The organism is Paraburkholderia sp. Ac-20342, from assembly GCF_017104985.1.
In the GTDB taxonomy this organism is placed as follows: domain Bacteria; phylum Pseudomonadota; class Gammaproteobacteria; order Burkholderiales; family Burkholderiaceae; genus Paraburkholderia.
Genome location: NZ_JAAGPQ010000038.1, coordinates 36,441 through 54,773 on the forward strand (window position 1 = coordinate 36,441; position 18,333 = coordinate 54,773).

At 58.3% G+C, this 18,333-nt stretch carries 32 protein-coding genes; 23 read left to right on the plus strand and 9 right to left on the minus strand.

What is annotated here, in order from left to right:
- Positions 1–146 precede the first annotated feature (146 nt).
- From G3N58_RS17725 to G3N58_RS17755, 7 genes are all read right to left on the minus strand, one after another.
- Positions 147–722 carry a recombination protein NinG gene (locus G3N58_RS17725; protein WP_346778274.1) on the minus strand — a complete coding sequence of 192 codons (576 nt, stop codon included), beginning with the start codon at positions 720–722 and terminating at the stop codon, positions 147–149.
- Positions 719–1,306 (minus strand): hypothetical protein, encoded by a 588-nt coding sequence (locus tag G3N58_RS17730; RefSeq protein WP_205999779.1) that lies wholly within the window; start codon positions 1,304–1,306, stop codon positions 719–721. Before G3N58_RS17730 ends, G3N58_RS17725 begins: the two co-directional genes overlap by 4 nt.
- Positions 1,303–1,824: a DUF1367 family protein gene (locus G3N58_RS17735; protein WP_205999780.1), complete on the minus strand. Its 522-nt coding sequence runs from the start codon at positions 1,822–1,824 to the stop codon at positions 1,303–1,305. Before G3N58_RS17735 ends, G3N58_RS17730 begins: the two co-directional genes overlap by 4 nt.
- A complete protein-coding gene (locus G3N58_RS17740) occupies positions 1,821–2,555 on the minus strand; it encodes a hypothetical protein (protein ID WP_205999781.1) in 735 nt (244 codons plus the stop codon). Before G3N58_RS17740 ends, G3N58_RS17735 begins: the two co-directional genes overlap by 4 nt.
- Positions 2,555–3,238, minus strand: a complete 684-nt coding sequence (locus G3N58_RS17745) for a DUF6475 domain-containing protein (protein WP_346778275.1) — start codon at positions 3,236–3,238, stop codon at positions 2,555–2,557. The genes G3N58_RS17740 and G3N58_RS17745 overlap by 1 nt, the downstream gene beginning before the upstream one ends.
- A complete protein-coding gene (locus tag G3N58_RS17750) occupies positions 3,235–4,083 on the minus strand; it encodes a hypothetical protein (protein ID WP_205999782.1) in 849 nt (282 codons plus the stop codon). The genes G3N58_RS17745 and G3N58_RS17750 overlap by 4 nt, the downstream gene beginning before the upstream one ends.
- Before the next feature lie 83 nt (positions 4,084–4,166).
- Positions 4,167–4,532, minus strand: coding sequence for a hypothetical protein (locus G3N58_RS17755; RefSeq protein ID WP_205999783.1), 366 nt, complete (start codon positions 4,530–4,532; stop codon positions 4,167–4,169).
- A gap of 292 nt (positions 4,533–4,824) precedes the next feature.
- On the opposite strand from G3N58_RS17755, the gene G3N58_RS17760 reads away from it, so the two are divergent.
- Complete coding sequence (locus G3N58_RS17760) at positions 4,825–5,052, plus strand: hypothetical protein (protein WP_205999784.1); 228 nt, start codon at positions 4,825–4,827, stop codon at positions 5,050–5,052.
- Positions 5,053–5,126: 74 nt separating this feature from the next.
- Here G3N58_RS17760 and G3N58_RS17765 read toward each other — a convergent pair whose 3' ends face one another.
- Positions 5,127–5,468 carry a helix-turn-helix domain-containing protein gene (locus G3N58_RS17765; RefSeq protein WP_205999785.1) on the minus strand — a complete coding sequence of 114 codons (342 nt, stop codon included), beginning with the start codon at positions 5,466–5,468 and terminating at the stop codon, positions 5,127–5,129.
- On the opposite strand from G3N58_RS17765, the gene G3N58_RS17770 reads away from it, so the two are divergent.
- The 3 genes from G3N58_RS17770 to G3N58_RS17780 all read left to right on the plus strand — a co-directional run bounded on the left by G3N58_RS17770 (position 5,467) and on the right by G3N58_RS17780 (position 7,084).
- A complete protein-coding gene (locus G3N58_RS17770; protein WP_241017150.1) occupies positions 5,467–6,453 on the plus strand; it encodes an XRE family transcriptional regulator in 987 nt (328 codons plus the stop codon). The two genes, G3N58_RS17765 and G3N58_RS17770, sit on opposite strands and share 2 nt — an antisense overlap.
- A gap of 202 nt (positions 6,454–6,655) precedes the next feature.
- Positions 6,656–6,889, plus strand: coding sequence for a DUF1902 domain-containing protein (locus tag G3N58_RS17775; RefSeq protein WP_205999786.1), 234 nt, complete (start codon positions 6,656–6,658; stop codon positions 6,887–6,889).
- Positions 6,890–7,084, plus strand: coding sequence for a type II toxin-antitoxin system HicA family toxin (locus G3N58_RS17780; RefSeq protein WP_205999787.1), 195 nt, complete (start codon positions 6,890–6,892; stop codon positions 7,082–7,084).
- 21 nt (positions 7,085–7,105) lie between these two features.
- Here G3N58_RS17780 and G3N58_RS17785 read toward each other — a convergent pair whose 3' ends face one another.
- Positions 7,106–7,306, minus strand: a complete 201-nt coding sequence (locus G3N58_RS17785; protein ID WP_205999788.1) for a hypothetical protein — start codon at positions 7,304–7,306, stop codon at positions 7,106–7,108.
- Positions 7,307–7,468: 162 nt separating this feature from the next.
- Here G3N58_RS17785 and G3N58_RS17790 point away from each other — a divergent pair, with 162 nt between their 5' ends.
- From G3N58_RS17790 to G3N58_RS17875, 19 genes are all read left to right on the plus strand, one after another.
- Complete coding sequence (locus tag G3N58_RS17790) at positions 7,469–7,693, plus strand: hypothetical protein (RefSeq protein WP_205999789.1); 225 nt, start codon at positions 7,469–7,471, stop codon at positions 7,691–7,693.
- Positions 7,694–7,748: 55 nt separating this feature from the next.
- Complete coding sequence (locus G3N58_RS17795) at positions 7,749–7,895, plus strand: hypothetical protein (RefSeq protein WP_205999790.1); 147 nt, start codon at positions 7,749–7,751, stop codon at positions 7,893–7,895.
- A 1,710-nt stretch (positions 7,896–9,605) separates the two neighbouring features.
- Entirely contained in the window at positions 9,606–10,646 is a 1,041-nt protein-coding gene (locus G3N58_RS17800) for a hypothetical protein (protein WP_205999791.1), read from the plus strand.
- A 25-nt stretch (positions 10,647–10,671) separates the two neighbouring features.
- The gene (locus tag G3N58_RS17805; RefSeq protein WP_205999792.1) at positions 10,672–10,845 is read left to right on the plus strand and encodes a hypothetical protein; all 174 of its coding nucleotides are present in this window, start codon (positions 10,672–10,674) and stop codon (positions 10,843–10,845) included.
- Positions 10,846–10,852: 7 nt separating this feature from the next.
- Positions 10,853–10,975 carry a hypothetical protein gene (locus G3N58_RS34515; protein ID WP_277396975.1) on the plus strand — a complete coding sequence of 41 codons (123 nt, stop codon included), beginning with the start codon at positions 10,853–10,855 and terminating at the stop codon, positions 10,973–10,975.
- Position 10,976: 1 nt separating this feature from the next.
- Entirely contained in the window at positions 10,977–11,564 is a 588-nt protein-coding gene (locus tag G3N58_RS17810) for a hypothetical protein (protein ID WP_205999793.1), read from the plus strand.
- 235 nt (positions 11,565–11,799) lie between these two features.
- Positions 11,800–11,985, plus strand: a complete 186-nt coding sequence (locus tag G3N58_RS17815; protein WP_205999794.1) for a hypothetical protein — start codon at positions 11,800–11,802, stop codon at positions 11,983–11,985.
- Positions 11,976–12,152: a hypothetical protein gene (locus G3N58_RS17820; protein WP_205999795.1), complete on the plus strand. Its 177-nt coding sequence runs from the start codon at positions 11,976–11,978 to the stop codon at positions 12,150–12,152. The genes G3N58_RS17815 and G3N58_RS17820 overlap by 10 nt, the downstream gene beginning before the upstream one ends.
- A complete protein-coding gene (locus G3N58_RS17825) occupies positions 12,152–12,340 on the plus strand; it encodes a hypothetical protein (RefSeq protein WP_205999796.1) in 189 nt (62 codons plus the stop codon). The genes G3N58_RS17820 and G3N58_RS17825 overlap by 1 nt, the downstream gene beginning before the upstream one ends.
- A complete protein-coding gene (locus tag G3N58_RS17830; protein WP_205999797.1) occupies positions 12,340–13,347 on the plus strand; it encodes a hypothetical protein in 1,008 nt (335 codons plus the stop codon). Before G3N58_RS17825 ends, G3N58_RS17830 begins: the two co-directional genes overlap by 1 nt.
- A complete protein-coding gene (locus tag G3N58_RS17835; RefSeq protein ID WP_205999798.1) occupies positions 13,341–13,640 on the plus strand; it encodes a hypothetical protein in 300 nt (99 codons plus the stop codon). The genes G3N58_RS17830 and G3N58_RS17835 overlap by 7 nt, the downstream gene beginning before the upstream one ends.
- Positions 13,640–13,957 carry a hypothetical protein gene (locus G3N58_RS17840; RefSeq protein ID WP_205999799.1) on the plus strand — a complete coding sequence of 106 codons (318 nt, stop codon included), beginning with the start codon at positions 13,640–13,642 and terminating at the stop codon, positions 13,955–13,957. The genes G3N58_RS17835 and G3N58_RS17840 overlap by 1 nt, the downstream gene beginning before the upstream one ends.
- Positions 13,954–14,163, plus strand: a complete 210-nt coding sequence (locus G3N58_RS17845; RefSeq protein ID WP_205999800.1) for a hypothetical protein — start codon at positions 13,954–13,956, stop codon at positions 14,161–14,163. The genes G3N58_RS17840 and G3N58_RS17845 overlap by 4 nt, the downstream gene beginning before the upstream one ends.
- 154 nt (positions 14,164–14,317) lie before the next feature.
- Positions 14,318–14,614, plus strand: coding sequence for a hypothetical protein (locus tag G3N58_RS17850; protein WP_205999801.1), 297 nt, complete (start codon positions 14,318–14,320; stop codon positions 14,612–14,614).
- Positions 14,611–14,796: a hypothetical protein gene (locus tag G3N58_RS17855; protein WP_205999802.1), complete on the plus strand. Its 186-nt coding sequence runs from the start codon at positions 14,611–14,613 to the stop codon at positions 14,794–14,796. The genes G3N58_RS17850 and G3N58_RS17855 overlap by 4 nt, the downstream gene beginning before the upstream one ends.
- Positions 14,797–15,132: 336 nt before the next feature.
- Positions 15,133–15,507, plus strand: coding sequence for a hypothetical protein (locus G3N58_RS17860; protein ID WP_205999803.1), 375 nt, complete (start codon positions 15,133–15,135; stop codon positions 15,505–15,507).
- A gap of 19 nt (positions 15,508–15,526) precedes the next feature.
- Positions 15,527–15,784, plus strand: coding sequence for a KTSC domain-containing protein (locus tag G3N58_RS17865; protein ID WP_241017151.1), 258 nt, complete (start codon positions 15,527–15,529; stop codon positions 15,782–15,784).
- Positions 15,781–16,644: an ERF family protein gene (locus G3N58_RS17870; protein WP_205999805.1), complete on the plus strand. Its 864-nt coding sequence runs from the start codon at positions 15,781–15,783 to the stop codon at positions 16,642–16,644. The genes G3N58_RS17865 and G3N58_RS17870 overlap by 4 nt, the downstream gene beginning before the upstream one ends.
- Complete coding sequence (locus G3N58_RS17875; RefSeq protein ID WP_205999806.1) at positions 16,637–18,316, plus strand: YqaJ viral recombinase family protein; 1,680 nt, start codon at positions 16,637–16,639, stop codon at positions 18,314–18,316. The genes G3N58_RS17870 and G3N58_RS17875 overlap by 8 nt, the downstream gene beginning before the upstream one ends.
- Positions 18,317–18,333: the final 17 nt, after the last annotated feature.

Genomic DNA, 18,333 nt, shown 5'->3' on the forward strand with positions numbered 1-18,333 from the left:
TACGCAGACCCATTCGATATATGACTCAGTTTCGTGCGCAGCTCGGCCGGCGGATTCGCAGGCGCCCCGGTTGGCATACTGAAACTGCGAGATCGCGCCGAAGTGACCCAGCGCCGAGGAAAGTACCAAGATCAGAACGTACGGCATTAGGCTGCCTCCCTTTTGAGTCGCCGAACTTCAGCGCGATAAAATACTTTCATTTCCAATATCTCCGCGAGGGTGAGCTTTAACGGGAGGTGAGGGCCTTCAAGGCGCTCAACTTCTGCCAATCCGATCTTCTTCACGAGACCGACGCGATAGGCGATGAGGTTCCCCGACAGGTGGACGTTGCAGGGGCCGCATTGTTTGTTCACGTTGAGCGGATCGAAGCGGCTGGCGGGATTCGATCCGACCGATCGGTAATGTCCCGCATCCCACTGTCCTTGCCATGACGCCGACCGTCCGCAGGAGATGCAAGGGAGCCCAGCGTCGCGCTGACGGATCCACGCGTTGAACGCGGTTTGCAGCTCACGCAGATGCGCACCACGCGTCTTCGCCTTCTCCAGCGCCGCCCGCAACGACTTCCGTTCCTCCCGCTTCGCTCGAGCGTCTTTCTGTTCGGCGACCTTCTTTGCCCATGCAGCGGCGCAGACGGGCGAGCAAACGGCTTGCATGGTGCGAGCGGGCTGGAATGTCACCTTGCACTGGCGGCAGCGCTTGGGCTTTAACGAGGCGCGGATCACGCCAACTCCTTCAGCAGCGACTTCAGTTGCCGCAGCTTTTGCGCCTCGGCCTGCCCGACTTCCTTATCGCTCTCGATGTCGAGGGCGATACCTTCAATCTCTTCGGCGATGCGGTTGGCGTAAGCGCCCATCTCCTTGAGCCGCCGCGCAACGTCGGCGAGGCAGTCGACTGTGGTTGCCTTGGCTTCGACAGTCGGCTCTGCATCAGCGACGGCCTCGGGGGCGGCTAATTTCGGTTGCGGTTTGAGCGTCGCGCCTTTGGAGCCAGGGTCCGGGTCTCGCTGATAGCTCCCGCTTTTGGGCTGACGCACCAGGCCAGCATCCTGCAACGCACTGAGGCATCCGTGGATGATGCGCAGATCAGGCGTGCTCGACGTGGCGCGCTTCAGGGCATTCGCAATCCAGGCGACGTTCTGTGCGCCGCTGATCGGGACGACCTGATACACCTTCTGAGCAATAGTCGACTGGCCGGCAAGCAATTGAGCATGTCGTTCGGGGGTCATCTGTTCTCCTGTCGCGGCAGCAATGCCGTCGTAATATCCTTTGGCATAGACTTTCCGGTGATTGACGCGGTCATCGCTCATTCCCCGAAATCTCCAAGGATGCTTTCGATCGCCTGCTCGGCCGCTTCAGGCGAGAGCGCCGGCCACAGATATCTGCAAGCGTGTTCAGTGCGCAGGAATGCAACGGCATCCTCGTGAAACTGGCGCATCGCGTCTTCGTCGCATTTCTTGTAGCTGATCGACCGCGGCACCGGCACAACTCCACCTTTAGGCCCTGCCATCCAGTCAACGAAGCCGGATCCGAGTTTTAGCCAGAGCCTGAATTGCTCGAATGACCTGATCCGCTCCTGTGCCTGGAAGACACGCGTCTCCAGGACCATGTGACGCTTGTGAAAGCCGCCGTGCCGCGCAGTCCACGTCTCGATGCTAAACATCTCGCCAATGCCAGCGCGCGTGATCCAGTTCCAAAAACGTCTCCATGACTTCTGATCGGATTCGGAAAGACCGTCGACCATCTCGAATAACGCAAGTCGAAGCGTGGCGCGCTGGGTGTCGCTGAGTTGGAGGTCGGTGCGCTTTACCAACGTTATGTCGGTCATGCAGCCTCCCGATGCCCATCGCTAAAATGCGCAACCACAACACCTTTTCCGCGCTTCGGCGCTTCTATCAGGCCAGCGGCGACCAGGAACGGATTGCTCTGCGCGGCCTTCATCCGCCGCTTTGCCTGCTTACGTGCAATGCGTTCTTCGCGCGTCTGCTTGGCAGGCTTGGGGGCGTCGCGCTCGGTTCCAAGTTCCCACTTCGGCCACCAGTCGCCGCAACCCGTAAAGCGAGTGCGAATCCATTCGGCAATGCGATACTTCTTTCCATGCCCGTCATTCAACAGGCGCCCGACATGCGATCCCGAAACGCCAGTCAGGCGCACTAAATCCTTGACTGTGAGCGGATCGGAGTCAGTCAATACGCGAACGATCAGATCGTCGGCCCATGCGGTCTTCATCCCTACGACCCGCTTTTTGGTCCGCGCTCGAAGCCCAAGAAAGACACCGCGATTGCACAGTGCGGGCCATGTGCGGCCGGGGAATTGATCAAGCTTCCACTTCAACGGCCCAGGTGAATCCCATGCAGCGCGCAGGCGGTCGTCTTCTTCCGACGACCATGCGCGCTCATCCATCCTGTTTCCGAGCTTCAGAAACTCGGCGCGCTTGCCGATGCCATCGCGGGTGCGGCCGGGAATCAGGTGCACCCATTTTTGGACGGCATCACGGTTGTTCAGCCAGTTCTCGCGCAGAACGCCGTCTTCTGCTTCAGTCCATTTCGGGGCTCCCATTACGCGGTCTCCTTCTTCGAGCCGCGGTGGCTTTCCTGGTCGACCGCCGCACTGCGTTCGATCAACAAGGCAGCGACGCTGGTCGCCATCTGCGTTACACCGAGCAACGGCTTGTCGCAACCACCTGCGAAAACCGCCTGTGCAGCTCGCGCGTCGCCGATCAGGGTAGGGGACTCGCTGCGAAATCCCGCCTTGCTGTTCGTCGCTTCGGAAATGCCGATCAGCACGGGCAGATGGTCGGGAATATCGCTGCGCATGCGATAGCCGCGGTAGCGGTTGACGAACTCATTGCGCACGAACGGCCACTCGTCTTCCGTCTTCGTGCCCAGCGGCACCCATCCGCCCATGTCCGTCACAACCCGATGCAGTACCGGATCGTCGAAGACGACGCTGCGGTATGTGCCGACCTCGCGCACTGCACGGTCGAGCTTTGACCAGGCGATGAGTGCCGCGTCTTGCGTCGAGCCCGAAAGCATCTTCACGACGTCGGCCGGCCTGGGCAGGAACTGACCCGAATCCGGGTTGACGCAGTGACGGTTGAGCGCATCTTTGACTGCCGCGAAGTCGTAGGGCGACATGGCCTGCCACCACACGTCGAGCGCGAAGTCAGATGCGTCTTTTCCGTAGAAGCCGTACACGCCGCTCATCAGAGCCGCAAAGGATTCACGATCTTTGTCGATCACGATCGACCTCCGTTTGCCCATCGCTGGGCGACCTGTTGATTTCGGGCCTCAAGGGCTTCCTGTCGGTTGACTGGCGCTGCACCGGTCTTTCCATTCGCCGCCCCGCTGAGGGACTTTTCGCGGCGAACCCAGTTGCGCCATGTGGCTTCCCAATCGGCCTTGCGCGCATCGGCGCCGCCTTTTGCAAGCCAGTGGTCACGGAACTGATCCGCGACCTTGCGGACCATCTCCGCATCCCACTCGGGACGCTCGGCTAATGCCCAGTCGCCCCATGTCTTCGGAAGAACCCAGTCGGTCGGCAGGCGGCTGGCGCGTGAGCGATTCGACCGCGAAGCGGGAGAATTTCCGTTTTCACCCCTCTCACCTTCGTGTACCACTGAGTTCTCTTTTCTACTCTTATCTTCTCTACTCTTATCGGTTAGCCCATGGGTTTCCTGTGGGATACCTGTGGGTTTCCCGTGGGTTTTTTCGTCATCCTGAGCTTCGTGCTTGCGCGGACGGCCGCCCTTGCTGCCATTGCTCCAGGCCGCAATGAGGGATGCGTTGTACTCGGCCCATCCGACGACTTCGATTTCGGCGCCGGTGCGTTTCGCGAATCCCGATTGCTCCATTGCAGACTCGAATGCTTGAGCATCGCCCGTGTATCGGCAAATGCCTTGCAAGCCGGCCGCCGGAAGATTGAACACCCAACTCTTGCGATTCTGGCAATGCGCCCACAAACGCAGCACGTACAGGGGTGCCAACTCGTCGCCACCGAGTAGGCCTACCAGCATTCGTGTGCGCCAGTGGTCGATAAAGTCAGGGTCTACGATCACGTATTGCCTCAAAACCCATGGGTTATCCACGGGTTATTTGTATTAAGCACAGAGCAAAAGACCAGCCACCCACGCAATAGCCACGATGGCGCAGATGACTGAAGGGATAAGGATCAGGCCGCCCTCTGCATAGCGTTTTGAATGTACTCACCGACGATCTGCGCGCTGGCGGCCTTGTACTTCTCAAGATCCTTCCGCTTCTGCAGATCGAGCCACTGCTGCGGAAATTCACAGGCGGTCAACATGCAGAAGCGGTCAAGCTTCATCGCAGGGAAGGGCCGCTTACCGGCGATCAGGTCGCCAAAGTGCGGGTAGTGAATCCCGCACAGCTTCGCCAGCGTCTTGCGATCGAATCGCTTGAGGCCAAGCTCTAACGCGAGCGAAAGCGTGGCCTCAAACGTCATCGCTTCAATCTGCGAGTCCAGCAGCCGCGCGGGCTCCTGGTACATCGCAAACATCCGCATCTCAAACTGATCCATCGTTTCCTCGTCTTAGTTAAATTTGATGGGACCCCACATGCATCCCACCTTTCTTACCCAGTTGGGCATCGGGCGAAAATTTAGGCATCGCAGAGATGCCCATTTGCACTACTAAAAACTATGAAATCCGTACAGTCCGACTTTCCCGCCCCCGCTCTGCGCGATGTAATCGCCAGAATTCGAGCAGCGTCAGGAGGGTTTTCATCCGTCCCATCCTTCGGTCTGGTGGCTACCCACGACCGTGATATGTTGGCGTTTCCACACGTCACAACAAATCACAGAAGGGGTAGCCATGAGCGACAAACTGGAAACGGTCACCGACAATCTCCTTGGGCACATCGCAGCGCTCGAGTTGCTAGTTGCCGGATTGCTTTCAACCATGACGCACAAGGAAAAGGAAGTCGCGACCGCGTTTCTCGAACAGGCCTACGCATCGGGCATTGCTGCACCGGGCATAACGGAATCGTTCCTTCAAGGCTTCGAGTCAACTCGAAATCGAGTGCTGCCGCAGAAGACCTGACAGCTTTTGCGTCGTCCAGAAATGCGGCAATCCAGGACGTGGTTCTTTCTTGGTCGCGCAGGGAGAGTTTCATTTCACGCCGCCCGCATTTCTTTGACGCCGCGGTCCGAGGTACCACCGGTCGGATTCTGCGCATCATCAGCAGCCTTGTCGCGCTCCCCGATGTCGCTGTCGACGATCGACTGCGCAGAATCGCGGATGTATGCCCAGTCGATATCAGGCCGCAAATCCTCAACGCGAACTCGCCGCCCAGTAGCCCGTTCAATGTCGATACACTTATTGGGCGGCACGGGGCGCTCGCCGTTACACCATTGCTGGACGGTGGGCGGCTTGACGCTAACGGCGCGAGCAAGGGCAGACTTGCTGCCGACGATGTCGCATGCTTTGAGTACGGCTTGTTGAGTGGTCGTGTTCATGAACACTGATTCTAGGCAAAGCCTAGTTAATGGTCAAGGCATTGCCGAAAATTCACCCGTACCGTATATACAGGCAATGCCTAAAACCCCTGAACATATCGGCGATCGTCTGCGCCGAGAGATGGATGCGCGCGGAATGACACCCACGGAGGTGGCGGCGGCGTTCGCCGTGAAGAATCCATCCGTTTACGACTGGATGAAGTTCGGCCGCATCGCTAAAAAGCACATACCTAAGCTGGTCGAGGTTTTTGGCCGCTCGGCTAACTGGTGGATAACCGGTGAAGAGGAGCCTATTCAGGCCGCTATTCCAGCAATGGGCAGTGGCGGCCTGGCTGATAGGATCAAATCTGTCCTTGATGACGCAGGCGGAAATCTGAGCAAGGTCGCCGCGGCAGCCGGCACGACTGAGGAAATCGTAGCGGGCTGGCTATCAGGAAAATCAAATCAGATCGGTGTAGATCAGGCTGTTGCCCTTCAGGAAGCGTTCGGCATCAACTCCGTATGGCTGATGCTGGGGAAGGGCTCCCGAACCACAACCATTCGCTACAACGACGAATATGAACCAATCCCCGTCACTGGCTGGCGGGGCATACCGGTGGTAGGCATGGCACAGCTAGGCGACAACGGGTTCTGGGCCGACATCGAATATCCGGTTGGTCACGGAGACGGGTTTGTCGACGTACCGACGAAGGACAAGGACGCATACGCCTTGCGTTGCAAAGGGGACAGCATGCGCCCCCGAATCAAGGATGGGGAATTCGTGGTGGTCGAGCCGAATCATCCAATCGAGCCGGGCGATGAGGTCTTAGTGAAGGCCATGGACGGGCGCGTGATGGTGAAGGAGTTTTTGTACAAGCGCTCCGGACGCGTCCATCTGATCTCGGTGAACGAGAACCATCCGCCCATGGCGCTTGCGGAGGCGGAAATCGAGAAAATGCATTACGTGGGATGGATCGCGAAACCGTCTGCTTGGCGCCCCGATTGACCGGCCGCTGGCGCCGCGCGGACTGATATCAAACGTTAGTCCATTATTGGACTGTCTCATAACGCACAAAGACGTCCCAGTAAGTCACACAGCCAACCTCACCAAGGTACAATATTCAAACCGCGCAGATCTGGCATTTCAACCTAAACCTTTTGGGTCGAGATGCCGTCAAAGCGTTATCAACCACCCACTGGAGCACAACATGCCACAAGTACATGTGACGGCTTTCTGGGATGCGGAAGCAAGTGTTTGGGTAGCAGAGAGCGACGATGTTCCGGGTCTGATTACAGAGGCCGAATCCATGGACGCGTTAATGCACAAACTTGAGGTTCTCATTCCCGAGTTGCTGGACGAGAACGGCTATCCGGATGGCGATGAAGTGCCATTCGAACTGAATGCCAGGATCACGGGAACCGCTCACCGCATGGCAGCGTGAATGTCAGATTTCACTCCTGTAGTGAAGCAAATCCTCGAAGAGAACGGATGTCGGTTCAAACGGCGCGGCAAGGGGGATCACGACATCTGGTGCAATCCCAAGACCGGCAAGTCATTTCCGGTTGACGCCAAGATCAAGTCCCGCCACACCGCGAACGGCATCATGAAGCAAGCCGACATCGACCATAAGTTCTAAGCCCAGCCCCGCTGGGCTTTTTCATTTCCGCCGCTGAGCGAACCCCTCACGCCACAGCGTAGCGCCGACCGACGTCAGTAGCGCCAGGTCATCCCCCTCGAATCTCTCCCAGTTTTCCGCCAGCCATCCCGCGAAGCCGGCGACCGCATCGTCTATCGGTACGTCCGCGCGACCCTCAACGTTCAGCCGCTCGAAAATGGTAATCACGTCTTCTGGCGCCATAACACCTCCTCAATCCGTGCGCCAAGTCTAGTCGACGGCTGCCGAACACGCGCGTCTCCAGTCAAAAAATAATCTAGGCAATGCCTTGACATTGATCTAGGCGGTGCCTATGATTCATCCCAAGCACTACCCAACCACCGCAAGACGAAAGAGGGATGAGTCATGAGCAAGAAGCACGAGCAACGCACCCGCGCCGAAATTCTCGCCAAGCGCGCAATCGATCCGGCCACGTGGATTGAACCGGTCCGAAAGATCATCGCCGGCATGCCCGGCCCGATCGTCGCGAAGAAGCCTCTGTCGACGAACAAGTTCACACCGCACTTCGGCGCAAAACAACAGGCGAAACTCGCCGACAAGTTGCCAAAGGCTACGAAGCTCGCCGCCTAACAGGTCGAAACCGCCGCAGCTCACCGCGGTAAATCTAATAAACAGGGTGATGACGATGGACGACTTCGGAAATCTGTACGGCGTTGACGAGATGTGTCTCTCGTTCGAATCGTGGACTCAGCGTCTGTTCTTCCTTGAGCCCGAAATGCTGTTCTACGTCTATGAGCGCGATATGCGCTGGGGCGCGCGATACGGGAAGTAACTGTTCCCACCGCTATGCCTTCGGGCATATCAGTGCGAATAGCACCGCAGTAGAAGTAGAAACAAGTACCGGGACAGCATGGCGCTAACCCGGTTTGGCAAATGATCTTTAAAAACGTGGTGTTGAGTGATGTCAGGCCGGCGCCTTCTCCCGGCCTTGAGCATAACGGAGGTGGCGGGTTCGCGAAGCCACCGCGACCCATAAGGGCGCCGGGCCTGACAGCATTCACACCACAACGGATAGATAAAAGGTGCCACGGCGAAAGCTGTGCGTACACATCCCATGGCCCCTCGCGGATGGAGAAAAAAGCGAGTTCGAAGACGCAGGATGGACTGCAGTCATAGGGAAGGCGCCTTGATGGGCGTCGGGATAGAGCATCGACCGTGCGGGCCCGGGAGACAGACCGGATACCCGCACGTGAAGCAGTTTCAGTGGAGCGCCTTACGATCCAGGGGGCGCGGCCTGATGTGTCGGCAAATCCGGCGTCAGGCGACACGCTGGGTAGCGCCAGCTTGAACAAAAACGCAATGAGCGATCCGGTGACCTGTTGGTTGGCTCCGCAGGGTAACGACGACTCCGGTAGCAGGGTTAGCAAGCATAGCTTCCCTGCCTTGATCCCGAAGTGGCGATCGGTGCATAGGGCGCTCCACTGAGACTGAATCGAATTGTCCGCCGGCGCGGTGACAGCGCGGGACCGTTGGGGATGCCCGGCAGCACCCAACCCTCAAGCGCGCACGGGGAATTTTGCTGAACGACGTACAGCGAGTAGCGCGTTAGCTCCGTCCGACCGGCCCTCGTTATCGGGCCACCCGGTAAGCACATTCAACGAGTGTCCTTACCGGGACTGGATGACTTTGCGGGGCTTCAAGACGGTCCTTTTAAATGTCCACGAACCCCAAAGTTGGCTATTCAATAGCCTGGCAGTCGGGAAAGACCGGCACCGAATTGCAGCAGCACCGAGCAGAGGGAATCTATCGAAACCCAGCATGAGTTGGCGATCTGTTACCTGCGCAGGCCTAGACGGAAAGCTGGCAAGCAATAGTGCGAAACACCGATAGTGGCAGCCGGGAATAGACCGGCGCTTTCATGGAATCGGAATGCGTAGGCTGATACGCGGCGAGTGGAAATAACCAGCGTGGATAGATCGTCCTAGGCCGGGTTAGCCGGCTGCTATGAAAAATCGTGCGCCACCTTGTGCCGAAGATCAGCGTCGGCCCGATTCCATGAATGTACTGAATTATCCCTCGTAGCTCCCCGGTGGAAGTTGCAGGCCGGGGCCGCCACCATGCGGCTAGTTGGTCACCTGGCGTCCTCGATCGGCGTCTCCGTACGTGAGTAAGCGGAAAGAATTGATGGGTCGCGGTCGCGCATCCCTTAACCGGTGGCCTGGTAATCAGGGAACCCGAATCTTCCGAGTCTTGCAAGGCGTAGTCCCCGGACACGGGACAGGAAGTCGAAAAGCGGAGAAATACGGGCGTAACAGTTGGGCGACTGGCAGCCGGGAAACAGCGGCCCTCAGCAGTTTTGAGACGTGGAGATTGACGCGAAGTCAATGCGCGAATCGGGAACGTCGCCCCGACATCCTCCACGCCTGAACACTGTTTCGAGTCCCCCTGCAGTTGCCGATTTGATGAGTCGGCAGCGACAGGGTGATTCTCACTAATGTGATTAGTACGACTATGCGCTAAGGCGCACCGAGGAAAACTCTAAATGAGCGATGATCCAAAGCCGGTCCAGTCTTTCAAGGGATTCGACCAGAACTTGCAATGCATGGGTTTTCAGTACGCGCCCGGCGAGACGTTTGAGCACAAGGGTGCAGTCGAAGCATGCGCCAGCGGTTTCCACGCCTGTGAATATCCACTGGACGTGCTGCGTTATTACCCGCCCGCTGGCAGCCGGTTTTTCACGGTCGAACAATCAGGCGAAATCAGTCGTCACGATGAAGATACGAAGATCGCCAGCTCGAAAATCAAGATCGGCGTCGAACTCAATCTCGCGGGCCTGATTAAAGCCGCGGTTGAATACACAACTTCTCGATGCAAGCCGATCGATCCTGAATCGCCAGCTTACTCAACTGCCGAGAATGGTGCAGCCACGGCAAGCGGCGACAGCGGTGCAGCCACGGCAAGCGGCGACAGCGGTGCAGCCACGGCAAGCGGCAACCGCGGTGCAGCCACGGCAAGCGGCTACAGCGGTGCAGCCACGGCAAGCGGCAACCGCGGTGCAGCCACGGCAAGCGGCTACAGCGGTGCAGCCACGGCAAGCGGCGACAGCGGTGCAGCCACGGCAAGCGGCGACAGCGGTGCAGCCACGGCAAGCGGCTACAGCGGTGCAGCCACGGCAAGCGGCTACAGCGGTGCAGCCACGGCAAGCGGCTACAGCGGTGCAGCCACGGCAAGCGGCGACAGCGGTGCAGCCACGGCAAGCGGCGACAGCGGTGCAGCCACGGCAAGCGGCTACAGCGGTGCAGCCACGGCAAGCGGCTACAGCGGTGCAGCCACGGCAAGCGGCAACCGCGGTGCAGCCACGGCAGGAGGAAGACATTCCGTCGCGATGGCATCCGGCTTTTATGGAAAAGCTCGAGGCGTCGAAGGCGCTGCGCTGTTTCTCGTATATCGCGATAGCGATGCGAACGACGACGGATACGGTCGGATTGTTCACGCGAAGGCCGTAATAGTCGGCCAGAACGGAACCAAGCCGATGGTTTTTTACGCGCTGAATTCTGACGGCGAGATTGTCGAAGCCGCCTGACCGACTTACTCCACCGGAGCAAACCATGATCGACCCCGCCACTCTAGGTATGGCTCCTGTCGGCCTGTTCGAGAAAAGCCGAAAGGTGATTGAGAGCGTGATCGTAGCCCTGGCTAACGGATACATGGCCTACCGGCTGTGCGATGGGCGAGGGCAGTACGTGGGCACGATCGATTACTCGCAAATCTGCATCCAGTGAGATCGTCATGAATCCAACCGTGAAACTGATTCTAGAGGGATACGGCGTACTGGCGTTCGTGCTTCTGATCGTCGTCATCCCAATGTGCAAATCCGCCGCTCGCGGCGATAAACAACTGAGGGGAGAGTGAAATGACCGCAGATAAACGCAGCGTCGCGACCGACGCACTGGAAACGCTGGGCACGATCATTGACGATCGCCAGGCGCGGGATGCAATTCATCTGGCCGTTGAGCCTGTAGTTGCGGCACACGCGATGTGCGCTGGCGCTGATGTCGGTCTGATGCCTGATGGCCGAGCGTCCGAGTTAGCAGACAAGAAACTCGGGATCGTTGATCCGTTCTTGAAAGACGGCGTCGTTGCCGGCGAGCGCTTCTGGCTCGTCGTTTATCCGCGCCAAATAACGTCTCTGCGCCACGTTTGGGAACACCCCGACTTCGCTATATCACCAGATGTCACGCTCGCGCCGAAGTACAGCGAGTCGGAGCAGTGGATCCGCAATTTCGCTGACGGCGTGTCGCTCCACTACGACGTCCTCATGGAGGGCGCTGCGGAATGGGTGCGAACTAATGATGGCAAGTGGGGCGGCGAATACCTCTGCTTTGGTGGCCTACTCGAAGGATGCTCGGTTCCCGATGAGTTCTGGAACCACTACGACGCCGTGACGGGCAACACCACGCCGGAAGAGAAGCGCGGATCGTTTTTCACCTGTAGTTGCTAATCCCCCGAAGCCAGCACGGCTAACAAGAGTGCCTATCCGGGTGGGATGCCCGGAGCCCTGAGTGGTAGCGATTGCCGCAATAGACGACACGGCGCCTCGGTCGTGAGCACGGTGAGCGGACGAGACAGTCGCTACCACTGAGGGCAAAAGCAGATGGTGCGCGGAAGGCGGTACGAGTAAGCGCACTGCAGCGAGTAGCCTTCTTAAACAAATAGCACTCCTACCGGAGATAGCCATGGGAAAAGCAGCCAACGCCCGTGCATGGGCCGAATTCGAGCGCCTTGACCGCTTGAAACAGGACGCCTCACTTGAGACCGAGACACCGCTGACTGAGGCGGAACGCGCGGCTGAATACGAGGACGACTACTGGCGCCGACTCGACGCCGAGGCTCGTGGAATTGGAGTAGGGCGATGGCCATGACTTTCTACCGTCGCCGCCAGATGCGCGAGCTGCGCACCGCAACGCAATCGGACTTTGACCGTGCATTCGTGCTGAACGTTGCTTTGTGCGTGGTGTTCGGCCTGCTGTTTCTCTGGACAGCCATATTCGGCTCCGATTTTATCAATCTGTTCTTTGGAGGTCGGTGATGTTCTCTCGCGATGTTCACCACTATCATGGCGCACCGCGCTCGTTGCAGACATCGAAGTTCGGAGCGTACGCGCGGCTGGATGTCCCGAAGCGCTACAAGTTGCGCGGCTGGTGTTGGGCGATTGGATATGGGATCGCCATTGGTGTGATGTTCTATCTGGTCGTCGGGTTTCGGGCGGGGGCGTGATGTATCTATCAGACGAACAAATGTCTGCCGTCAGTGGCGCTCGCGTCTCGCAGTGGGAGCCGATCACCCTGCCGGAGGGCAAACAACCGCTCCCCGAATGGCTAAAGGACGCGCATGTTGACTGGATGCACGGCGCGATGAATGCGCCGGCCGTCAAGCTAAAAGTCATAGGCAACGTCCTGAATTGGGACGACAAGAGCTGGGCCAAAGAGGGCGCGAAAACCTATATCGCGCGCAGCGGCGACGGGCGTGCGGCGGTCCTTTATCACGATGGCGCAGCGACGCGCATGGCCGCATGGCGAGTCTTCCAGGGTGATAAGCCGGTCACATATCAATGGTGCGTGCCCGATTGGCGGAATAGCGGCGAATCATGGGAAGCAGCAGCGCAGCGGGCCGGCGAGGAACATCTGGAGAAGTACCGACACTTCCACAGTCTTTACCCAAGCGATAAACCCGTGCCCGACTGGGTCGTCGTTAAATCGCTAGACGTCACGACGAAGCAATCCGGCTTCGGCGGTGACGGCTATTTTCTGACGATGACGGATGGCTCCGAGCGGATCTTGCGCGGACCTTGGCACGGCGGCGCACCTGTTGGATATGTCGAGGTGACGGCATGGGACATGACAGAAGTGGTGGCCAAGTGGAACAGCGATAGGCAGTGGCATCGGCGCGGCGGCTACGCGGGCCTGTATATCGCGGAGGATTTGTTCCTTCGGATTATCGCGCGCTTCTGTCCGCATGTTGGTATGGCTCGCGTACAGCACAGCTACGGCCCGCGCCTGGAGCCGTTCTGCCTTGAATGGGGTAGGGCGAAGTCCGAGATATACGAGCTAGAACGCAGCAAGGCAAAGCGCAAAGAGCCTGCCGGCGAGTTCTGGCGCGTCTACTGGGACGGTCACGAACGCTACTGCGGGCAACTGCGAATTCCGACGCATGGCTTCGAGGCTGGCGTGATGGATCTGCCGACCGAAGCCGACTACGAATTGGCAAAAAGGAGGCCATGGTGACCAACCACCACTGCCACGCCAACGACTGTCCAACGCCCACACCGCAAAGCCTTCTGATGTGTGCAAAACACTGGCGCATGGTCCCGCGAGAAATGCAGTCGCGGGTATATCAGACGTTCCGTATGCGCAGCAGTTCGCCCGGCACGAATCCGGGAAGTTGGGCCGATTACTACGAGGCCGCAGCCGATGCTGTTGAGCATGTGGCGCACCTCGAAGGCAAGCCCTCAGATAACAGCTATCGCCGCATGGTGCCGAAGTGGCGCGAGCTGGCAAAGATTCTGGAGACGTCGTAATGAGTGAGACGAAACATACGCCGAAGCAGATGCAGGCAGTTCGCAATGCATTGGCCGAAACACTGGGCAATGCATACGACTGCACGCGAGTTTGGTCGGCATGGGGCGTCGGCACGATGAGCCAGGACGATTTCGTGCCCGTGGCCGAAGACGACGACCGCCTCCATGAGTTGACGATCGCCGCACTTGACGCGTCTGGTATTGCCGAACTGATCGAGGCGCTTCGCCGGTGCAAGTTCGACTCGTTGAATATGTCTCTGGAAGACCTTGCGTTCTGTCGAGCCGCTTACGCCAAAGCCACCGGGAGCCAATCATGAGCGAGATAAAAGACGGTGGCCCGGCGTTTCCGACCAGCACAATAAGCCGAGGCATATCAATTCGCGACTACTTCGCGGCTAAGGCGATGCAAGCCGTTCCGATGCCGCAGGGTGCATTGCATGACATCCCTGAAGCGTACGACCGCATTGCGCAGCACGCCTACAAGATGGCAGACGCGATGCTCCGCGCGCGGGAGTCATCGTGAGAGCCTTTGACCGCTTCTACACCAACCATCCCCGAATCTCTTTCGCCGGGATGCTCATTCTCTGTGCAATCTGTCTGTATGAGGCGCATAGATTCGATATTGACAATTCAGCTGCGCTGCGATGGCAGATGGCGGCACAACATGGGGGTGCGACGTGAGCAAGCCGAAAATTTACGTGTTTTCCAATGTCGTCGGTGGCGGCGACGGTCCTTGCTATGCGATGGCTGAGGATGGCACCGTCGTCGGCAGCCACTACTGCAGTAATGAACAGTGGGCGATTCACGACCTTGGCGTGACGAGCGACTGGCATCACGAAGAATATCGTGCGCACTACCCGGACGGCTACGAAATGGAGTTCGTACCGGTTGCCAATCGTGATGCGCACGCCAGCCTTAAGGCGGCGCTCGAACTGAACGCACGACAGGCCGCAGCCGAAGCGGGAGCATCGTGAATGAAATCTCCGCGTCCCGCATAGCTCAGGCCATCGCCGCCATGAAGGCGATTGACGACGCCTGGAACGTTGATCCAACGCGCTCGATGTCACCGCGCCTGATGACCTATCTTGCAATAGCTCGGATTGATCTGGAGGCGGCGCTCAACCCGATACCAATGCAAATAAAGGAAGCAGCATGACCACTATCACTATGGAATCGGTCGAGAGTTTTCGTTCATAGATGCGGAGATAAAAAAATGGGCAAACCGATCGACATTTCCGGACAGCGATTTGGGCGCTTATTGGTGATCAGGAAGGGGCCGAACAGTACCGGAACGAATCGGCTAACGCAGTGGAACTGTGTATGTGATTGCGGCGAAACTCGGCTTGTATCAACGAAGAATCTAATTCGCGGTCGAGCCAAGTCATGCGGGTGTCTTCAAAGAGAAATCGTCGCTAGAAATAACACCAAGCACGGCAAACGCAATTCCGGTGCGTACAACTCTTGGCGGGCAATGTGGATTCGATGCAAAGACATGGCCAATTCATCGTATGCATATTACGGCGCCAGAGGTATCGCGGTCTGCGATCGATGGAAATTCTTTGAGAATTTCTACGCCGACATGGGCGATCGCCCTGTTGGCATGACGCTCGACCGATTCCCTGATGTCAACGGCAACTACGAGCCGAACAATTGTAGGTGGGCGACCAGGGAAGAGCAGGACAACAACAAGCGGACCAATGTCTATGTGACGTGGCGAGGAAAGACGCAAACGTATTCACAGTGGGCCAGAGAACTTGGTCAAGACCCCGCAGTCTTGCGGCGCAGATATCTGAAAACCGGAACTTTCGAGCGTCAGCTTCGAGACTACAGTTTTCTTAAAAAGGATGAACATGGACGTTTCTTCTAAATCACAGCCGAGAATCACGATGGACTCAGTGGATTCGAGTCAGATCGCTTCTATCGGTTACGACGCTGCAACGCAGGCACTCGCGATCCAGTTCAAGTCGAAGACCGGCGCTGGGTCGCTGTATCACTACTCGAATTTCACGCCTGAGGATTTTGCAGCGTTTCGTGATGCGGAGTCGAAGGGCTCGCATTTCAAGAAGAACATCAAGCCGTTCGCGGACAAGTATCCGTACGTCAAGGTCGAGCCCGCACCGGCCGTTACTGAGGGGCAGGAATGAGCACGGCAACTATGGCGGATGTCATCGATATCCAAGTCGAAGAGACTCCGCAAGCCAAGCCACCTGTGGTTGCGCAACAATCGGCGATCGCCCAACAGCGCGCGTCGCTGGCGGTTACGCCGGTAGACCTGCTTCGGATGGCTGTCGAGAGAAATGCCGATATGGTCCGGCTCAAGGAGATGATGGATCTCTACGAGCGATGGCAGGCAAAGCAAGTCAAGTGCGCGTATGACGATGCCTTCGCTTGCTTCAAGGCTGAGGCAGTGAAGGTCATCAAGGGGCGTCAGCGGACCAATGGACCTTTGCGTGGCACTTCGTACGCGGAACTGTGCGATGTCGTGGATGCGGTCACGCCCGCGCTCTCGAAATATCGCCTTTCGTCATCGTGGAAGATCACGAGGGACGATCCGACATGGATCGAGGTCACTTGCTACCTACGTCACGCCGATGGTCACGAGGAAAGCGTTTCGATGGGCGGACCGCCCGATGAAGGACCCGGACGAAACACGTTGCAGGCGCGTATCAGCACAACCACCTACCTCAAACGTGACACGCTGAAATCAATCTGTGGCGTCGCCGAAAAAGGTGATGACGATGATGGTGGCGGAGGCGCTGATCCAGCGGGTGCAGCGCAACAGGCCGCGAATCAAGGCAAGCCTCAAGGCGCATCAAAGCAAACCCAGCAGCCCAATTTCTACGATCAAACGAAGTTCGACGCCAACAAGGATACGTGGCGAGAAATGGTCAAGTCAGGGCGCAAGACAGCCGCGGCGATGATCCAATTCATCGAATCGAAGGGCGCGAAGCTCACCGTCGATCAACAAAACACCATTGATAGTTGGAGTCACGAGAATGACTGACCGAATCACGCACGATCTTCGGCAGGGATCTGACGCCTGGATCGAATTCCGCTTGGCACATCATGGCGCGAGCGAAGCGGCTGCAATGCTCGGAATTTCGCCCAAGGTGAAGCGAAACGAGTTGCTTCATATGAAGCACACCGGCACGCCGAAAGAGTTCAGCGATTGGGTACAGGAGCATATCCTCGACAAAGGCCATGAATGCGAGGCACTGGCGCGGCCCTTTATCGAAGCCAGTCTCGGCGAAGACCTCTATCCCGTCACCATGTCTATCGGCGACATTTCAGCGTCGTGCGACGGTCTCACGATGGATGAGCACACGGCGTGGGAGCACAAGCAATGGAACTCCGGCTTGGCTGCGTCGCTTGAACGCGGCGAGCTACCCGAAGAATTCATGCCGCAGGCGCAACAGGTGTTGATGGTGACCGGCGCCGAGCGCCTGATTTTCACTTGCTCGGATGGCACTGATGAGAATATGGTGAGCCTGGAGATCAAGCCCAATCAGGCATGGTTCGATAACATCGTCGACGGCTGGAGCCAGTTCCGCAAAGACCTCGCCGCCTATGTGCCGGCGATCATCCCCGAGAAGCCCATTGCATCGCCGCAAGAGAGCCTGCCCGTTCCATTCGCGCAAGTAAGCGGCAACATTGCCGTCAAGTCGAATCTTGACCTGTTCGGCACCGCTCTGAAGGCTTTCATCGAGCAGATTCCGGAGAAGCCTGAAACCGACCAGGATTTCGCGGACACGGACGCGGCATGCAAGAAACTCAAGGACGCCGAGGAATGTCTTGCGGCAGCCGAGCATACCGCCCTCGCTAGCATTTCTGATGTCGAGGCAATGCGCCGCATGGTCGCCGACCTGCGCGAACTGGCGCGGCAGACTCGCCTCGCGAAAGAAAAGCTCGTCGAGAACCGCAAGAAACAGATCAAGGAAAACGCCGTCGCCGAACGCCGTCAGAAATACGTCGATCACGTTGCTGCGCTGAATGCCGAGTTGGGCGACGTCAGTATCGTGGTTGCCGCCCCGGACTTCGTTGGCGCGATCAAGGGGCTGAAGACGATCGCCAGCCTGTACGACAAACTCGACACGGCGCTTGCTAACGGCAAGATCGCCGCTGACGCCACCGCGAAGGACTTGCGCGCCAAACTGGACTGGTACAAGCAGCACGCCGAGCATGCATTCCTGTTCCGCGATCTCCAGACGCTGATCCAGAAGCCGGCGGAAGACTTTGAGCTCGCGGTAACGACTCGGATCGAGCAGCACAAGCAGGCGGAAGAGAAGCGCAAAGCCGAAGAAGCCTCTGCGCAGGCGAGCCTGTTGGGAAACAATGGTGGGAGCGCCGAGGCGGCGGCTACTCCTACCTTGACACCTGCCGCCCCGGTTGCCGATGCCGACGTCACTGGTAAAGCGACTTCCGCGCCGTGGATCGCGTCCGCACCGCTGATGTCTTCGCCGCGCGTGGTTCCCAGGGGCACGCCAACGCTGCGGCTTGGGCAAATCAACGAAAGGCTCGCGCCAGTCTCTCTGACGGCTGAGGGGCTAGCGACGCTTGGGTTCAAGCACGCGGCAACGGACAAGAATGCGAAGCTCTACTACGAGAGCGATTTCGAACCGATCTGCGCAGCACTCATTCGCCATATCCAAGCGGCTTTCCAGAAGCAGGCCGCCTAACCCCCCCCAACGCCCCA